The 15517-nt window shown below is 62.4% G+C and carries 14 protein-coding genes; 1 reads left to right on the top strand and 13 read right to left on the bottom strand.

What is annotated here, in order from left to right; translation table 11 throughout:
• Positions 1 to 25 precede the first annotated feature (25 nt).
• Genes PVV54_RS21600 through PVV54_RS21585 form a run of 4 tightly spaced genes read right to left on the bottom strand, consistent with a single transcriptional unit; the run spans position 26 to position 3471 of the window.
• Positions 26 to 1183: an osmoprotectant ABC transporter ATP-binding protein OsmV gene (locus PVV54_RS21600; protein ID WP_274907186.1), complete on the bottom strand. Its 1158-nt coding sequence runs from the start codon at positions 1181 to 1183 to the stop codon at positions 26 to 28.
• Positions 1180 to 1833, bottom strand: a complete 654-nt coding sequence (locus PVV54_RS21595) for an ABC transporter permease (protein WP_274907185.1) — start codon at positions 1831 to 1833, stop codon at positions 1180 to 1182. Before PVV54_RS21595 ends, PVV54_RS21600 begins: the two co-directional genes overlap by 4 nt.
• Positions 1830 to 2744, bottom strand: a complete 915-nt coding sequence (locus PVV54_RS21590; RefSeq protein WP_274907184.1) for a glycine betaine ABC transporter substrate-binding protein — start codon at positions 2742 to 2744, stop codon at positions 1830 to 1832. Before PVV54_RS21590 ends, PVV54_RS21595 begins: the two co-directional genes overlap by 4 nt.
• Before the next feature lie 13 nt (positions 2745 to 2757).
• Positions 2758 to 3471: an ABC transporter permease gene (locus PVV54_RS21585; RefSeq protein ID WP_274907183.1), complete on the bottom strand. Its 714-nt coding sequence runs from the start codon at positions 3469 to 3471 to the stop codon at positions 2758 to 2760.
• Positions 3472 to 4052: 581 nt separating this feature from the next.
• On the opposite strand from PVV54_RS21585, the gene PVV54_RS21580 reads away from it, so the two are divergent.
• Positions 4053 to 5636 (top strand): peptide chain release factor 3, encoded by a 1584-nt coding sequence (locus tag PVV54_RS21580; protein WP_274907182.1) that lies wholly within the window; start codon positions 4053 to 4055, stop codon positions 5634 to 5636.
• Positions 5637 to 5757: 121 nt separating this feature from the next.
• Here PVV54_RS21580 and PVV54_RS21575 read toward each other — a convergent pair whose 3' ends face one another.
• From PVV54_RS21575 to PVV54_RS21535, 9 genes are all read right to left on the bottom strand, one after another.
• Positions 5758 to 6837, bottom strand: coding sequence for a polyamine ABC transporter substrate-binding protein (locus tag PVV54_RS21575; RefSeq protein WP_274907181.1), 1080 nt, complete (start codon positions 6835 to 6837; stop codon positions 5758 to 5760).
• Positions 6838 to 6889: 52 nt separating this feature from the next.
• Positions 6890 to 7231: a cupin domain-containing protein gene (locus tag PVV54_RS21570; protein WP_274907180.1), complete on the bottom strand. Its 342-nt coding sequence runs from the start codon at positions 7229 to 7231 to the stop codon at positions 6890 to 6892.
• Positions 7232 to 7263: 32 nt separating this feature from the next.
• A complete protein-coding gene (locus tag PVV54_RS21565) occupies positions 7264 to 8670 on the bottom strand; it encodes an NAD(P)/FAD-dependent oxidoreductase (RefSeq protein WP_274907179.1) in 1407 nt (468 codons plus the stop codon).
• 64 nt (positions 8671 to 8734) lie between these two features.
• The gene (locus PVV54_RS21560; RefSeq protein ID WP_446731429.1) at positions 8735 to 9544 is read right to left on the bottom strand and encodes a helix-turn-helix domain-containing protein; all 810 of its coding nucleotides are present in this window, start codon (positions 9542 to 9544) and stop codon (positions 8735 to 8737) included.
• A 351-nt stretch (positions 9545 to 9895) separates the two neighbouring features.
• Complete coding sequence (locus PVV54_RS21555; RefSeq protein ID WP_274907177.1) at positions 9896 to 10864, bottom strand: peptide ABC transporter ATP-binding protein; 969 nt, start codon at positions 10862 to 10864, stop codon at positions 9896 to 9898.
• Complete coding sequence (locus PVV54_RS21550; protein ID WP_274907176.1) at positions 10864 to 11832, bottom strand: ABC transporter ATP-binding protein; 969 nt, start codon at positions 11830 to 11832, stop codon at positions 10864 to 10866. Before PVV54_RS21550 ends, PVV54_RS21555 begins: the two co-directional genes overlap by 1 nt.
• Positions 11833 to 11842: 10 nt before the next feature.
• On the bottom strand, positions 11843 to 12769 hold the full coding sequence (locus tag PVV54_RS21545) for an ABC transporter permease subunit (protein WP_274907175.1): 927 nt from the start codon (positions 12767 to 12769) through the stop codon (positions 11843 to 11845).
• A 10-nt stretch (positions 12770 to 12779) separates the two neighbouring features.
• Positions 12780 to 13790, bottom strand: coding sequence for an ABC transporter permease subunit (locus PVV54_RS21540; RefSeq protein ID WP_274907174.1), 1011 nt, complete (start codon positions 13788 to 13790; stop codon positions 12780 to 12782).
• A 75-nt stretch (positions 13791 to 13865) separates the two neighbouring features.
• Positions 13866 to 15461 carry an ABC transporter substrate-binding protein gene (locus PVV54_RS21535; RefSeq protein ID WP_274907173.1) on the bottom strand — a complete coding sequence of 532 codons (1596 nt, stop codon included), beginning with the start codon at positions 15459 to 15461 and terminating at the stop codon, positions 13866 to 13868.
• Between the last annotated feature and the right edge of the window lie 56 nt (positions 15462 to 15517).

The raw sequence follows: 15517 nt of genomic DNA, 5'->3' as shown, positions 1-15517 counted from the left end.
GCGGATTTATCCGCGATTGGCCCGCTCAGGAAACCACCGCCTCCGCCGGCGACACGATGCTGCTCTTCGCCCCTCGCGAGCGCCCCGAACTCAGGTAAGCCGCAATCGACTCCTGCGTCACCTCACCCAAAAACACCAGCTCGGCATCCAGCACCGGCAACCACGCCCGGTTGTATTCATACATCCGCGACAGCAGGATGCGCAGGTGCTCGTCATACGACGCCGTGGCATTGAACGGCCGCAGGAAATCCCCACACGTGCCCTGCTGGCGGTGCATGTCACGCCGGCGCACATAGCCCAGCGCCTTGTTCTGCGCATCGGTCACCACCACGTAGCGGCGGTCGTGCTCGTCCAGCAGTTCCAGCGCATCGCTCACCGGCGTTTCCGGGCTCACCGACGGGGCGTTGTCCGCTGCATCTTCGGCCTTCACCAGCAGCAGCCGTTTGAGGGTGCTGTCCTGGCCGACGAAGTTGCTGACGAAATCGTCGACCGGGTGTGCCAGCAGGGTGTCCGGGTGGTCCAGCTGCAGCAGCTTGCCAGCGCGGAAGATGGCGATCTTGTCGCCCAGTTTGATGGCCTCGTCGATGTCGTGGCTGACCATGATCACGGTCTTGTTCAGCGCACGCTGCATCTCGAAGAATTCGTTCTGGATCATCTCGCGGTTGATCGGGTCGACCGCGCCGAACGGCTCGTCCATCAGCAGCACCGGCGCTTCGGCCGCCAGTGCGCGGATCACGCCGATGCGCTGCTGCTGGCCACCGGACAGCTCGCGCGGGTAGCGCTGCAGGTACTGCTTGGGTTCGAGCTTGATCATGTGCATCAGCTCGCGGGCGCGGTCGTGGCACTTTTGCTTGTCCCAACCGAGCAGGCGCGGTACCACGGTGATGTTTTCCTCGATGGTCATGTTGGGGAACAGGCCGATCTGCTGGATCACGTAGCCGATGTGGCGGCGCAGGGTGACTTCGTCCAGTGCGCTGGTGTCTTCGCCATTGATGAACACCTGGCCCGACGTGGGGGTGATCAGGCGGTTGATCATCTTCAGCGTGGTGCTTTTGCCGCAACCCGACGGGCCGAGGAATACACAAATTTCGCCCTCGTTGACGGTGAGGCTCACCGAGTCGACGGCTTTGACGTCCTTGCCGTTGACGTTGAAGGTTTTGCTGAGGTTCTTCAGTTCGATCATGAGCGCAGTCCTTCTGGAGTCAGGGCACGTTGCAGGGTTTGCAGCAGCAGGTCGGCGATGATGGCCAGCAGGCTCACCAGCACGGCACCGACCAGCAGCATCGACATGTCGCTGCGGCTGATGGAGGTCAGGATGAGTACGCCAAGGCCGCCGGCACCGATGGTGGCGGCGATGGTCATGACGCCGATGTTCATCACCACGGCAGTACGCACGCCAGCGAGGATTACCGGCACCGCGATGGGCAGTTCGACCATGCGCAGGCGCTGGCCGAAGGTCATGCCGATGCCGCGGGCGGCTTCACGGATGCCCGGCTCGACGTTGGTCAGGGCCAGGTAGGTGTTGCGCAGGATTGGCAGCAGTGAATAAAGGAAGACCGCGGTGATTGCGGGTAATGGCCCCAGCCCTTGGCCGAACTTCGAGTAGAACGGCAGCAGCAGGCCGAACAGGGCGATCGACGGGATGGTCAGCAGCACTGTGGCGCTGGCTTGCAGCGGGCCGGCAACAGCGGGGAAGCGGGTCATCAGGATGCCCAGGGGCACACCCACGAGAATCGCCAGGCTCACGGCAATGCCAACCAGCATGATGTGCTGCCAGGTCAGTTGCAGCACCTGGGCCCAGTCCAGGTGGGCGAAGGTATCGAGCAGGTTCATGGCTGTACCTCGCTGTGCAGTGGGTGCTCGCGCAGGAACGCGGCGGCGACGGCAGTGGGGTTCTGGTGTTCCACATCCACCTTGGCGTTGAGCTGGCGCATGGTCTCGTCATCCAGCTGTTCGGCCAGCGGCTTGAGCAGGCCGGCCAGCTTGGGGTTGGCGTCGAGCACGGCCTTGCGCACCACGGGGGCGGCGGTGTAGTCGGGGAAGTAGTGCTTGTCGTCTTCCAGCAGCTTGAGGTTGAACGCGTTCAGGCGGCCGTCGGTGGTGTACACAAGGCCTGCGAACACCTGGTTGTTGTGCATGGCGGTGTAGACCAGGCCCGCATCCATTTGGCGAATGTTGGCGCGGCCAACTTGCAGGCCGTACATTTCCTTCAGGCCGACCAGGCCGTCGGGGCGGTTGGCGAACTCTGTGTCCAGTGCCACGAGGTGGTTGCGCTGGCTTTCGTCACGCAGCACCTGGTTGAGGTCGCTGATCGTGTTGACCTGCGGGTAGGCCTCGGCAACCTGTTTGGGCAGGCCAAGGGCGTAGGTGTTGCTGAATTTCGACGGGGTCAGCCAGATCAGGCCTTTCTTCGCGTCCAGTTCCTTGACCTTGGCGTAGGTGGCCGCGGCACTGGGCATGCGTTCCTCGATATGGTTATACGACACCAGCGACACGCCGGTGTATTCCCACATCAGGTCGAGCTGGCCGGTTTCCTGGGCCTGGCGGGCGATATTGCTGCCAAGGCCGCTGGTCACCCGCACATCGAAGCCATTGGCGCGTAGGTACTGCGCGGTGATTTCGGCCAGCACGGTCTGTTCAGTGAACACCCGCGCGCCGATGCGGATCAGCGGTTTTTCCACTGCCTGGGCAAAGCCTGCAAACAGCAGTGCCGCGCCCAGCAGCAAGGCGATTCTGTTCTTCATACGCTCCCTCTTGTTATCGGGCCAGGCCACGTTCCAGCCAGCGCTTGCTGGAGAAACTGACCGCAGCATCCAGCGCCAGTGCCAGCAACGCCGTACAGGCGGCGCCCAGTAGCAGTTGTGGCTGGTTGTTCAGGGCGATGCCGGGGAAGATCAGGCTGCCCAGGCTGTTGGCGCCGATCAGGAACGCCAGCGGCGCGGTGCCTACGTTCAACGCCAGCGCCACGCGTACACCGCCGACGATGATCGGCACGGCATTGGGCAATTCGACCTGCCACAGTTGCTGGCGCGGGGTCATGCCGATGCCGGTGGCGGCTTCCTTGAGTGAGGCGGGGACGTTTTTCAGGCCCTCGTAGGTGTTGCGCACGATGGGCAGGAGGGAGGCGAGGAACAGCGCGAAGATCGCAGGCCCGGCGCCGATGCCCAGAATGCTCAGGGCGATGGCCAGAACGGCCAGAGGGGGAATGGTGTTGCCAACGTTGAAGAACTGCATGAAGCGCTCGGCTTTGTCGACCCGGTGCGGTCGACTCAAGGCAATGCCGGCAGGGATGCCCACGGCCAACGCCGCCGCCATCGAAGCCAGCACCAGTACCAGGTGCGCTTGCAGGTAAAACCCAAGATCGTCGCGATAACGCGCGATCGTGTCGATGCCGATCCAGTGGACCAGCAGGGCCAGGATGACGAGCACGGCGGCCCATCCCAACAGCCCCTTTCCGTAGCGTTCAGCCACAGGCGGACTCCTTGTGTAGTCGGCGAACACACTCCCGTGGCGGCCGGCCATTCCTGGCGGCAGGCAGTGTGGTCGCGAGTAGCAGCGCGAGGCTTGCGCAAAGCAGCGCTCACGCCATGAGCCGAACCCCGTCGGGCCCGAAAATGCTGATGAAACCAGCCCCCAACCGAAGCGGGTTGCAGGGGAGTGGACGTCTCCGTGGGTGTAAAGGTTCCCATCTGGGGAGGCATTTGGCCAGTGTTAATCACTGGGGCCTAAGGAATTTTTCGGGAAAAAACAGCGTAGTAGTTGCGTAGAGGCGTTGAATTACCTGCAGTTTGGCCATTGGTGCATGTCGGTGATTTTTTCGTCGTTTTCAAGACCGAGCGCCGCGCATCGCGGATAAATCCGCTCCTACAAGGCGCCGGGTTCAAAATATGCGCAAATCCTGTAGGAGCGGATTTATCCGCGATGCGCCGCGCGGGCGGCGCTCGATCTCAAAACCGACGAAAGACCTCCGACGTGAACGCCCGGATTTTGGTCCCCGCCCAACTTCAGGTATGATATCGCCCCTTTTAAATCCCCCAGTCAGGCGATTTCCCATGACCAACCAGGCCGCCGAAGTCGCGAAGCGCCGCACTTTCGCAATCATTTCCCACCCCGACGCCGGTAAAACCACCATCACCGAGAAGCTCCTGCTGATGGGCAAGGCAATCTCTGTCGCGGGTACCGTGAAGTCGCGCAAGTCCGACCGCCACGCCACGTCCGACTGGATGGAAATGGAGAAGCAGCGCGGTATCTCCATCACCACCTCGGTGATGCAGTTCCCGTACCGCGAGCACATGATCAACCTGCTCGACACCCCCGGCCACGAAGACTTCTCGGAAGACACCTACCGCACCCTGACCGCGGTTGACTCGGCGCTGATGGTGCTCGACGGCGGTAAAGGTGTAGAGCCGCGTACCATCGCCCTGATGGACGTGTGCCGCCTGCGCGACACGCCAATCGTGAGCTTCATCAACAAACTCGACCGTGACATCCGCGACCCGATCGAGTTGCTCGACGAGATCGAAGCCGTTCTCAAGATCAAGGCCGCGCCGATCACCTGGCCGATTGGCTGCTACCGCGACTTCAAAGGCGTGTACCACCTGACCGGCGACTACATCATCGTCTACACCCCGGGCCACGGCCACGAGCGCACCGAAGCCAAGATCATCCAGAAGCTGGACTCCGACGAGGCCCGAGCGCACCTGGGCGACCAGTACGATTCGTTTGTCGATCAGTTGGAGCTGGTGCAAGGCGCCTGCCATGAGTTCAACCAGGACGAGTTCATCAACGGCCAGCTGACCCCGGTGTTCTTCGGTACTGCACTGGGCAACTTCGGTGTCGACCACGTGCTCGACGCGGTTGTCGACTGGGCGCCGCGTCCGTTGGGCCGTGTTGCCCACGAGCGGACGGTCGAGCCTGTAGAAGAGAAGTTCACCGGCTTCGTGTTCAAGATCCAGGCGAACATGGACCCTAAACACCGCGACCGCATCGCCTTCATGCGCATTTGCTCGGGCAAGTACGAGAAGGGCATGAAGATGCGCCACGTGCGCTTGAACAAAGACCTGCGTATCGGCGATGCGCTGACTTTCTTCTCGTCCGAACGTGAGCAACTGGAAGAAGCCTTTGCCGGTGACATCATCGGCCTGCACAACCACGGCACCATCCAGATCGGTGACACCTTCACCGAAGGCGAGGCACTGGGCTTTACCGGTATCCCGCACTTTGCGCCAGAGCTGTTCCGCCGTGTACGCCTGAAGGACCCGCTCAAGTCCAAGCAGCTGCGTCAGGGCCTGCAGCAGCTGGCAGAAGAGGGCGCCACCCAGGTGTTCTTCCCGGAGCGCAGCAACGACATCATTCTTGGCGCCGTGGGTGTGCTGCAGTTTGACGTGGTCGCCAGCCGCCTGAAGGAAGAGTACAAGGTCGAGTGCGCCTACGAGCCGATCACTGTGTGGTCAGCCCGCTGGATCAGCTGTGACGACAAGAAGAAGCTCGAGGAATTCCAGACCAAGGCCATGGAGAACCTGGCCATCGACGGTGGCGGTCACTTGACCTACCTGGCGCCGACCCGGGTCAACCTGTCGCTGATGGAAGAGCGCTGGCCGGACATCAAGTTCCGGGCTACCCGCGAACATCATTGATTTGCGAGCTTGCAGTTAAAGTTTCTGGCTTACACCTAATCTGTGGGAGCGGGTTTACCCGCGAATGCGATATTGGACTTACCGACGCTTTCGCGGGTAAACCCGCTCCCACAGGCTTTGATCAATTGCCGGCTTTGATGCTGGTCCAGATTCGCGTGCGGATGCGGTCGATCTTCGCCGGCATTGCCTCCAGGGCATACAACTTGCCCATTACCGCTTCGCTTGGGTAAATCATCTCGTTACCCTTCATCGCGGGCTCTACCAGCCCGTCTGCCTTCTGGTTGCCATTCGCGTATTGCACGAAGTTGCTGATGTTGGCCATTACCTCCGGCTGCAGCAGGTAATTCATGTACGCATACCCGGCCTTTCCATCTGGCGCATCGGCGGGCATGGCGACCATGTCGAACCACATCGGAGCCCCTTCCTTCGGGATGGAATAGCCCACCTTCACCCCATTCTTCGCCTCTTCAGCCCGGTTCTTCGCCTGCAGCACATCCCCCGAGAACCCCACCACCATGCACACATCGCCATTGGCCAAATCGCCGGTGTACTTCGAGGAGTGGAAGTAGCTGATGTACGGGCGCACCTTCATCAGTAGGTCCTTGGCCTTTTCGTAGTCTTTCGGGTCCTGGCTGTGGTGCGGCAGGCCCAGGTAATGCAGGGCGATCGGCAGCAGTTCCGGCCCGTTGTCCAGCACTGCCACGCCACAGCCCTTGAGCTTGCTGATGTACTCGGGCTTGAAGAACAGGTCCCATGAATCGAGTGGCGCGTTGTCGCCGAGCACTGCCTTGACCTTGTCGATGTTGTAGCCGATGCCGGTGCTGCCCCACAGGTACGGGAAGCCGTACTGGTTGCCCGGGTCGTTGACCTCAAGTGCCTTGAGCAGTACCGGGTTGAGGTAGTGCCAATTGGGCAACTGCGACTTGTCGAGCTTCTTCAGGGCCTTGCCCTGAATCTGCCGGGCCATGAAGTGGTTGGACGGAAACACCACGTCGTAGCCGGAGTTCCCGGTCATCAACTTGCCATCAAGGGTTTCGTTGCTGTCGTAAACGTCATAGGTGGGCACAACGCCCGTGGCCTGCTGGAAGTTCTTCAGGGTGTCGGGCGCTACGTAGCTGGACCAATTGTAGATCTTCACCGTTTCGGCGGCACTGGCCACGCTGGCGGCCAGCATCAGGGGTGCGAGAAGGAGCGTGCGCATGTCGGGAGTACCTTGCTTTGTGTGTTGTTATCGAAGGCAGGCGATCAGCGGATCAAAAGATCAGAACGTAGGTCTTGCGCACGGTCTCCTGGATGTCCCAGGTGCCGGTGCTGTTGGCCGGTAGCATCAGTGCGTCTCCGGCTTCTATGTAGAGGGTTTCGCCACCGTCAGGGGTGAAGGTGCAGCGGCCCTTGATGAAGTGGCAAAACTCCTGTTGCACGATCTGCCGCCGCCAGCGCCCGGGAGTGCACTCCCAGATGCCGGTTTCGACGCCGTCGCTGCGTTCCACGCAGGTGACCGAGGTGACTGCCACCGGTTCGCCGAGCGGTACGGCGACCGGGTTGCTGCTGTCCAGCACAAGGCTGTCTGTGTGTTTGAACTGGGTGATGCTCATGACCGGTGGGTCCTGTGTTGTCGAAAGGGAAGTCAGTGCATGAAGCCTTCCATGAAGTCTGCGAGCGAGCTGGCCAGGCGCCGCCTCCAGGGTGCGCTGGCGGGGTTGGCGAGGGTCCGGTCCTCGTGGACGAAACTGCGGATGATGGCGTTGTAGCCAAGCCATCGGCACGGCTCGGGTGGCCAGTTGGCGAGGCTTGAGATAGGGCGGTTGTCGAGCACCCAGGGCTGGGCGGTCAGTTCGTTATGTTGGTTGAGGATCAGCGCAGCCAGCGTGCGTCCGCCGAGGTTGGTGGCGCCAACACCCTCGCCGCCGTAGCCGCCGGCCAGGGCTATACCCCGCTGGCGGTCGCACAGCATGTGCGGGCGGAACCGCCGCGCCATGCCCAGATTGCCGCCCCAGGTGTGGGTGATGCGCACATGTTTGAGTTGCGGGAACAACTCGCTGAACAGGTAGCGGCGCAGTTCGATCTCGTGCTCGTCGAGGGTGAAGTTTTCGCGCAGCCTGCCGCCGAAGCGATAGCCGCCACGGGCACCGAATACCAGGCGATTGTCGGCGGTGCGCTGGCCGTAGGTGACCTGGCGGCTACTTTCGCTGAAGGCCTGGCCTTGGTTCAGGCCGATCTGCTCCCACATCGATTCGGGCAGCGGCTCGGTGGCGACCAGCAAGCTTTGAACCGGTAACTGGTGTTTGCCGAGCGGCGGCAGGCTGGCCGCGTAGCCTTCCACCGCAGGGACCATCCATTGGCAACGGATGCGTGACAGAGGTGTGCGAACTTCACCGGGCTGCCAGTCGATCGCCGGGCTGTTTTCATAGATGGGCACGCCGAGCTTTTCCACGGCCCTGGCCAGGCCGCGCACTAGCTTGGCCGGCTGGATGGTAGCGGTGTGCGGGCTGTAGATGGCGCCGTAGGCATTGCTTACACGCAGCTGCCCATCCAGTTGTTCGGGGCGCAGCCAGCGGTAGTCATCCTCGGTCATGCCCTGACGATACAAGTCGTCCAGGTAGGCGCGCAGGCTGCGCTCCTGCTCTGGGTAGCGCGCGGCACAGTAGAGCACGCCACCCTTGCGGTAATCGCAGTCGATGCCTTCTTGCTGCAGTACCCCTTGCACCTCATCGGGGATGCCTTGTAGCAGGTCGATGCTGGCGCGCCGCTGTTGTGGCGACAACGTGGCCAGCAAGCGGTCCTCACCCAGCAGGTTGCCCATCAACCAGCCGCCATTGCGCCCCGAAGCGCCGAAACCGGCGATGTTGGCCTCGATAATTGCAATGTTCAGGTGCGGTGCCTGGCGCTTCAGGTAGTAGGCGGTCCACAGGCCGGTGTAACCGGCGCCGATGATGCACACATCCACGTTGAGGTCTTCACGCAGTGCCGGGCGGGCACACAGCGGCTCGTCGAGCTGGTCCATCCACAGGCTGAGCGTGCGCAGGGGTTGCATCGGGTTGAGCTCCACATCCATCAAGGTCTGTGGGCGATGCTAGTGGCGTTGGGTTGTGGCTGTCTTACGTGCGTGCACGCAGGGAAATTTGCTTGAGGTACGCTTTGGGGGTGACGCCGGTTTGCTCGCGGAAGCATTTGTAGAAGGCTGACAATGAATTGAAGCCGGCATTGAACGCCAAGTCATCGATCGTTGCCTCGACACTGTCATCGTCCAGGCTGGCCATCAGGTGCTGCAGGCGGGCCTGGTTGACGTAGCGGTAGAAGCTTTGCCCGAGCACCTGGTTCAGCAGGTAGGAAATCTGGTTGCGGCTGTAGCCGCTGGCGTCTGCAACCTGCTGCAGATCCAGCTCCGGGTCGAGGTAGGGGCGTTGGCGCTGGAAGTAGTGTTCCAGGTCCTGGGCCATGGTCGACAACTGGCGCGGGGACAGGCCCAGGCGGCTGGTGGCCGGGCGCGGGCCGCCGCTGGTAAGGCTGTTGCCGCTTTGGCGTACCAACGTGGCGTATTCGTTGACCCGCCAGATCAGCCCATCCTTGACCGTGATCGCCTCGCTCGACTGGAAAGCCACCAGTCCTTCGCCACCCTGAACCGTGACCTGATACTGGATGAACGCGGTACAGCCGTCGACGCGGATGCGGTCACTGTGCACGATGTCTTCGCCCGCTTCGTGGGGCAGGCAAGCGCTCACGTAGTCGCGCAGCTCAACGTAGCCAAGCACGCGGTTCTGGAAGAAGTCGTGGTACTGGACGTCGGGGTGGTAAAGCGCAATGACGCCGTCGAGGTCGCGGTGCTTCCAGCACAGGTGGTAGCGCAGCACGGTGTCGGCGGTGAGCGCGGTTTGCTCGGGGCCGTCGGGGAGGGTGGGGGCGGTCATGGGCTGATAGTGCATTGCAGAACACACAGGCGCAAGGGCGTGGATCTGGCATTTTGCACGGGTTTGCCAAGCGGCTTTGGGGCTAAGTGATTGTTCTGGCGAGAAGTAATGTTTTGACACAACTGGCACAGGCGCTGCAGCGGTTACTTCGACATTGAACGGAGGAGAACGGCCATGCGCTCGATTTTGCTGTGGATGATTGGGGTGCCGATTCCGGTGATTATTCTGATCTGGTTCTTTATGCATTGAGTGTGGGACCGCTTTGCGGTCCATCGCGGATAAATCCGCTCCTACACTGGGTGTCGCGCCGACTGTAGGAGCGGATTTATCCGCGATACGGCTCACACGGTACTAGAGGAACTGCTCTGCGTAATGGCAAGCCACCTGCCGAGTCCCCACCTGCCGCAACACCGGCACCTCCTTGGCACAACGCTCCGTCGCATGCGGGCAGCGCTTGTGGAATGCACACCCATCAGGCGGATTCAGCGGGTTAGGCAGCTCCCCGGCAATACGGATTTTGGGTTTGAGCGGGTCTGGGTGAATCGCCGGCGTGGCCGACAGTAGCGCCTGGGTATACGGGTGCAGCGGCTTTTCGTAAATGTCTTCTTTCGGCCCCATTTCTGCCGGCCGGCCGAGGTACATCACCAGCACCTGATCCGCCACATGGCGCACCACCGCCAGGTTGTGCGAGATGAACACGTACGCTGTATTGAACTCTTTCTGCAAATCCATGAACAGGTTCAGCACCTGCGCCTGGATCGACACGTCCAGCGCCGACGTAGGCTCATCCGCCACCAGCACCTTGGGCTGTAGCATCATCGCCCGGGCCAGCGCGATACGCTGGCGCTGGCCACCGGAGAACATGTGCGGATAGCGCTGATAGTGTTCGGGCCGCAGGCCCACCTGCTCCATCATCTTCTGCACTTTGTCGCGCCGTTCGGCCTTGCTCAGCGAGGTGTTGATCAGCAGCGGCTCGGCCAGCTGGTCGCCAATTTTCTGCCGAGGGTTGAGCGAGGCGTAGGGGCTCTGGAACACCATCTGCACGTCGCGGCGCAGCTGCTTGCGCTCACTTTTGCTGGCGCCTTTGACTTCGGTGCCATCGATTTGCAGTGAGCCGGAAGAAGGCTCTTCGATCAGGGTAAGCGCGCGAGCCAGGGTCGATTTGCCACAGCCGGACTCACCGACCACAGCCAGCGTTTTGCCTGCCTCCAGCTCGAACGACACGCCATTGAGCGCACGCACCAGCGCATGCCCCTTGAACAGGCCACGGGAGACTTCGTAATGCCGGGTCAGGTCCCGGGCGGATAGAACGACAGCCATCACGCCACCTCCTGGTTCAGCGGGTAGAAGCAACGCACCAGGCCATGGGCCTGGGGATCGAGGGGCGGGCGCTGGCGCCGGCAGTTGTCCTGCACATACGGGCAGCGCGGCGACAGCAGGCAGCCGGCCGGGCGGTCGTAGCGGCCAGGTACGATCCCGGGCAGGGTGGCCAAACGCTCGGCGCCAATGCTGTGCTCGGGGATCGCCGCCAGCAGGGCTTCGCTGTAGGGGTGGGCAGGCACGTCGAACAGCTCCGGCACCTGGCCCACTTCAACGGCCTGGCCGGCGTACATCACGCACACGCGCTTGGCGGTTTCGGCAACCACGGCGAGGTCGTGGGTGATCAGGATGAGCGCCATGTTGCGCTCTTTCTGCAGGTTCACCAGCAGCTCCATGATCTGCGCCTGAATGGTCACGTCGAGCGCGGTGGTGGGTTCGTCGGCAATCAGCAGCTTGGGCTCGCCGGCGATCGCCATGGCAATTGCCACGCGTTGGCTCATGCCGCCGGAGAGCTGGTGCGGGTAGGCGTCCAGGCGGCTCTCGGCCGCCGGGATCTCGACCTTCTTCAACAGCTCCAAGGCGCGCTGGCGTGCAGCTTTACCCTTCAGGCCCAGATGCTGGCGCAGCACTTCTTCGATCTGGTAGCCCACGGTATAGCTGGGGTTGAGCGCGGTCATCGGGTCCTGGAAGACCATGGCGATGTCCTTGCCCACCACTTTGCGGCGCTGGCGGCCGCTGAGCTTGAGCATGTCGGTGCCGTCGAACGTCAGTGAATCGGCGGTGATGCGCCCGGGGGCGTCGATCAGGCCCATCAGGGCCATCATGGTGACGGATTTGCCTGAGCCGGACTCGCCGACGATGGCCAGGATTTCCCCGGCATCCACGCTAAGGTCCAAGCCGTCCACCACGGGCACGGCAGTGGCGTCGCCGAAGCGCACGTTCAGGTTGTTGATCTGCAACAGTGACATGGCGTTCTCCTCAGGCGGCGTTCTTGAGTTTCGGGTCCAGCGCATCGCGCAGGCCGTCGCCCATCAGGTTGATTGCCAGCACACTGAGCAGAATGGTCAGGCCAGGCAGGCTCACCACCCACCAGGCGCGCTCGATGTAGTCACGGGCCGAGGCCAGCATGGTGCCCCACTCGGGGGTCGGCGGTTGTACGCCCAGGCCCAGGAAGCCCAGGGCGGCGGCGTCGAGGATCGCCGAGGAGAAGCTCAGGGTTGCCTGCACGATCAGAGGCGCCATGCAGTTGGGCAGCACGGTGACGAACATCAACCGCGGCAGGCTGGCGCCGGCCAGGCGGGCGGCGGTGACGTAGTCGCGGTTGAGCTCGCCCATCACGGCGGCGCGGGTCAGGCGCACGTAGGACGGCAACGAAACGATGGCAATTGCGATCACGGTATTGATCAGGCCAGGGCCGAGGATGGCGACGATGGCCACGGCGAGCAGCAGCGACGGCAGGGCCAGCATCACGTCCATCAGGCGCATGATCGACGGGCCGAGAATCTGCGGGAAAAACCCGGCCAGCAGGCCCAGCAGGATGCCCGGGATCAGCGAGATCACTACCGACGACAGGCCGATCAGCAGTGACAGGCGCGCGCCCTGGATCAAGCGCGACAGCAGGTCGCGGCCCAGCTCATCGGTGCCGAGGATGAACTGCCAGGTACCGCCTTCAAGCCACACCGGCGGGGTCAGCAGGAAGTCGCGGTACTGCTCGCTGGGGTCATGGGGGGCGACCCACGGCGCGAACAGCGCGCAGAACACCACCAGGCACATGAATGCCAGGCCCATCACCGCGCCCTTGTTGCGCGAGAAGGCGTGCCAGAATTCTTTGTACGGCGACGGGTAGAGCAGGCTTTGGTCCACCGGGCTGGCCGGCGTGACGGATTTCGGAATAGGGCTAGTCATGGCTTGGGCCTCAGCGCTGATGACGGATGCGTGGGTTGGCCAGGCCGTAGAGGATGTCCACGACGAAGTTGACCAGGATCACCAGGCAGGCGATCAACAGGATGCCGTTCTGGACCACGGGGTAGTCACGGGCACCGATGGCTTCGATCAGCCACTTGCCGATGCCCGGCCAGGAAAAGATGGTTTCGGTCAGTACCGCGCCGGCCAGCAGCGTGCCGACTTGCAGGCCGAACACGGTCAGCACCGGGATCAGTGCGTTGCGCAGGCCGTGCACGAACACCACGCGGGCTGGCGACAGGCCCTTGGCGCGGGCTGTGCGGATGTAGTCCTCGCGCAGCACTTCGAGCATCGACGAACGGGTCATGCGGGCGATCACTGCCAAGGGGATGGTGCCGAGCACAATGGCCGGCAGGATCAGGTGCATCACGGCGTCCTTGAAGGCGCCTTCCTCGTCGCTGAGCAGGGTGTCGATGAGCATGAAGCCGGTTTTCGGCTCGATGTCGTAAAGCAGGTCGATACGCCCGGATACGGGGGTCCAGCCGAGGCTAACCGAGAAGAACATGATCAGGATCAGGCCCCACCAGAAGATCGGCATGGAGTAACCGGCCAGCGAAATGCCCATTACGCCGTGGTCGAACAGCGACCCGCGCTTGAGCGCCGCGATCACCCCGGCCAACAGGCCGACAGTGCCGGCGAACAGCAACGCGGCGAAAGCCAGTTCCAGCGTGGCGGGGAACAGCGTGAGGAACTCGTTCCACACGCTTTCGCGGGTACGCAGGGATTCACCGAGATCTCCCTGGGCGAGCTTGCCGACATAATCCAGATACTGGGCCGGCAGGGGTTTGTTCAGGCCAAGGCGCTCCATGGCCTGGGCGTGCATTTCGGGGTCGACCCTGCGTTCGCCCATCATCACTTCCACCGGGTCGCCGGGGATCAGGCGTATGAGCGCGAAGGTCAGCAAGGTGATGCCGAAGAAGGTCGGAATCAACAGGCCCAGGCGCCGGGCAATAAAACTCAACATTGTCAGGGTTACCTCATCAGCCATTTACGGCGGTGCCGCCGGGCCCCTTGCGGGTTGCCGGCGGTCGTTGTTGTTCTACTTCACCTTGGTGGTGGCGAAGTTGTTGTTGGTCAGAGGGTTGATCACGTATCCCTCCACGTTCTCACGCATGGCCGTGAACATTTTCGGATGGGCCATGCTGATCCAGGGCTGATCGTCATCGTACACCTTCAATGCCTCGGCATAGAGCCTTGCGCGCTCGTCGTTGTCGATCACTTCGCGGGCGCGGGTGATCAGCTCCTGGAATCTGGGGTTGCACCAGCGGGCGTAGTTTTCGCCGCTTTTGGCGGCGTCGCAGCTGAGCATGGGGCTCAGGAAGTTATCCGGGTCGCCGTTGTCGCCGGCCCAGCCTGCAGACACCAAGTCGGCTTCGCCTTTTTTGGCACGGCGCAGCATTTCGGCCCATTCCATCACGCGGATATCCAGCTTGATGCCGATCTTGGCCAGGTCGGACTGCAGCATTTCTGCGGACAGCCGAGGGTTGGGGTTGGTCGGACCGCCGCCGTTGCGGGTGAACAGCGTGATCACCGTACCCTCCGGTACGCCGGCCTGCTTGAGCAGTTCGCGGGCCTTGGCCAGGTCGTGAGGCGGGTTCTGGTTGCTGGTGTTGTAGCCGATCATGGTGGGCGGGTAAGGGTTCACGCCCACCAGTGCATTACCTTTGCCGAACAACTGGTCGACGTGGGTCTGGCGGTCGAAGGCCATGTTGATGGCTTTGCGCACGCGCACGTCGCTCAGGTACTTGTGCTGGGTGTTCATCGAGATGTAGCCGGTTACCAGGGCTTCGATTTCGGCCACCTTCAGCTTGGGGTCGGCCTTGATCGACGGCACGTCGTCGGGTTTGGGGTACAACGCCACCTGGCATTCGTTGGCGCGTAGTTTTTGCAGGCGGACGTTATTGTCGGTGGCGATGGCAAAGATCAGCGCATCGGCGGGTGGTTTGCCACGGAAGTAGTCCGGGTTGGGTTTATAGCGAACCTGGGCGTCTTTGTTGTAACGCTGGAAGATGAACGGGCCGGTACCGACCGGCTTGCTGTTGAGGTCGGCGGTTTTGCCGGCCTTGAGCAACTGGTCGCCATACTCGGCGGAGTAGATCGAGGTGAAGGCCATGGCCATGTCCCGCAGAAACGGCGCTTCCGGGCGGGTGAGGGTAATGACCACGGTGTGGTCGTCGGTTTTTGCAACCGATTTGAGCAAGTCCTTGAAGGCCATGCTTTCGAAATACGGGTAGCCGACGCTGGTCTTGTCGTGCCAGGGGTGGTTCGGGTCGAGTTGGCGGTTCAGGCTCCACAGCACGTCGTCGGCATTGAAGTCGCGGGTGGGCTTGAAGTAGTCGGTGGTATGGAACTTCACGCCTTGGCGCAGGTGGAACGTATAAGTCAGGCCGTCGGCGGAAATGTCCCAGCGTTCGGCCAGGGCCGGTTGGATATCGGTGGTGCCGGGCTTGAAGTCGACCAGGCGGTTGAACACCGTTTCGGCCGAGGCGTCGGCGGTGACCGCGGTGGTGTACTGGACGATGTCGAAGCCTTCCGGGCTGGCTTCGGTGCACACCACCAATGGCTTGGCGGCCAGCTGGCCAGTAGCCCCCAGGATGACCGCTGCCAGGGCAGTGCGGAGCATTAGCGATTTCATGAAAACTCCCTGCTTGCATTGATTCCAGCGTAGCCGCCACGGCCCAAGGGTAGGTG

Origin of the sequence: Pseudomonas sp. PSKL.D1, assembly GCF_028898945.1 — a bacterium.
Classification (GTDB): domain Bacteria; phylum Pseudomonadota; class Gammaproteobacteria; order Pseudomonadales; family Pseudomonadaceae; genus Aquipseudomonas.
Note: the sequence above shows the minus strand (reverse complement) of the source record. Positions and strands in the feature narration are given on the sequence as shown.

Coding starts and splice junctions, on each gene's coding strand:
- PVV54_RS21600 (WP_274907186.1), bottom strand. CDS start 1,183: ATGATCGAACTGAAGAACCTCAGCAAAACCTTCAACGTCAACGGCAAG.
- PVV54_RS21595 (WP_274907185.1), bottom strand. CDS start 1,833: ATGAACCTGCTCGATACCTTCGCCCACCTGGACTGGGCCCAGGTGCTG.
- PVV54_RS21590 (WP_274907184.1), bottom strand. CDS start 2,744: ATGAAGAACAGAATCGCCTTGCTGCTGGGCGCGGCACTGCTGTTTGCA.
- PVV54_RS21580 (WP_274907182.1), top strand. CDS start 4,053: ATGACCAACCAGGCCGCCGAAGTCGCGAAGCGCCGCACTTTCGCAATC.
- PVV54_RS21575 (WP_274907181.1), bottom strand. CDS start 6,837: ATGCGCACGCTCCTTCTCGCACCCCTGATGCTGGCCGCCAGCGTGGCC.
- PVV54_RS21570 (WP_274907180.1), bottom strand. CDS start 7,231: ATGAGCATCACCCAGTTCAAACACACAGACAGCCTTGTGCTGGACAGC.
- PVV54_RS21565 (WP_274907179.1), bottom strand. CDS start 8,670: ATGCAACCCCTGCGCACGCTCAGCCTGTGGATGGACCAGCTCGACGAG.
- PVV54_RS21560 (WP_446731429.1), bottom strand. CDS start 9,544: ATGACCGCCCCCACCCTCCCCGACGGCCCCGAGCAAACCGCGCTCACC.
- PVV54_RS21555 (WP_274907177.1), bottom strand. CDS start 10,864: ATGGCTGTCGTTCTATCCGCCCGGGACCTGACCCGGCATTACGAAGTC.
- PVV54_RS21550 (WP_274907176.1), bottom strand. CDS start 11,832: ATGTCACTGTTGCAGATCAACAACCTGAACGTGCGCTTCGGCGACGCC.
- PVV54_RS21545 (WP_274907175.1), bottom strand. CDS start 12,769: ATGACTAGCCCTATTCCGAAATCCGTCACGCCGGCCAGCCCGGTGGAC.
- PVV54_RS21540 (WP_274907174.1), bottom strand. CDS start 13,790: ATGTTGAGTTTTATTGCCCGGCGCCTGGGCCTGTTGATTCCGACCTTC.
- PVV54_RS21535 (WP_274907173.1), bottom strand. CDS start 15,461: ATGAAATCGCTAATGCTCCGCACTGCCCTGGCAGCGGTCATCCTGGGG.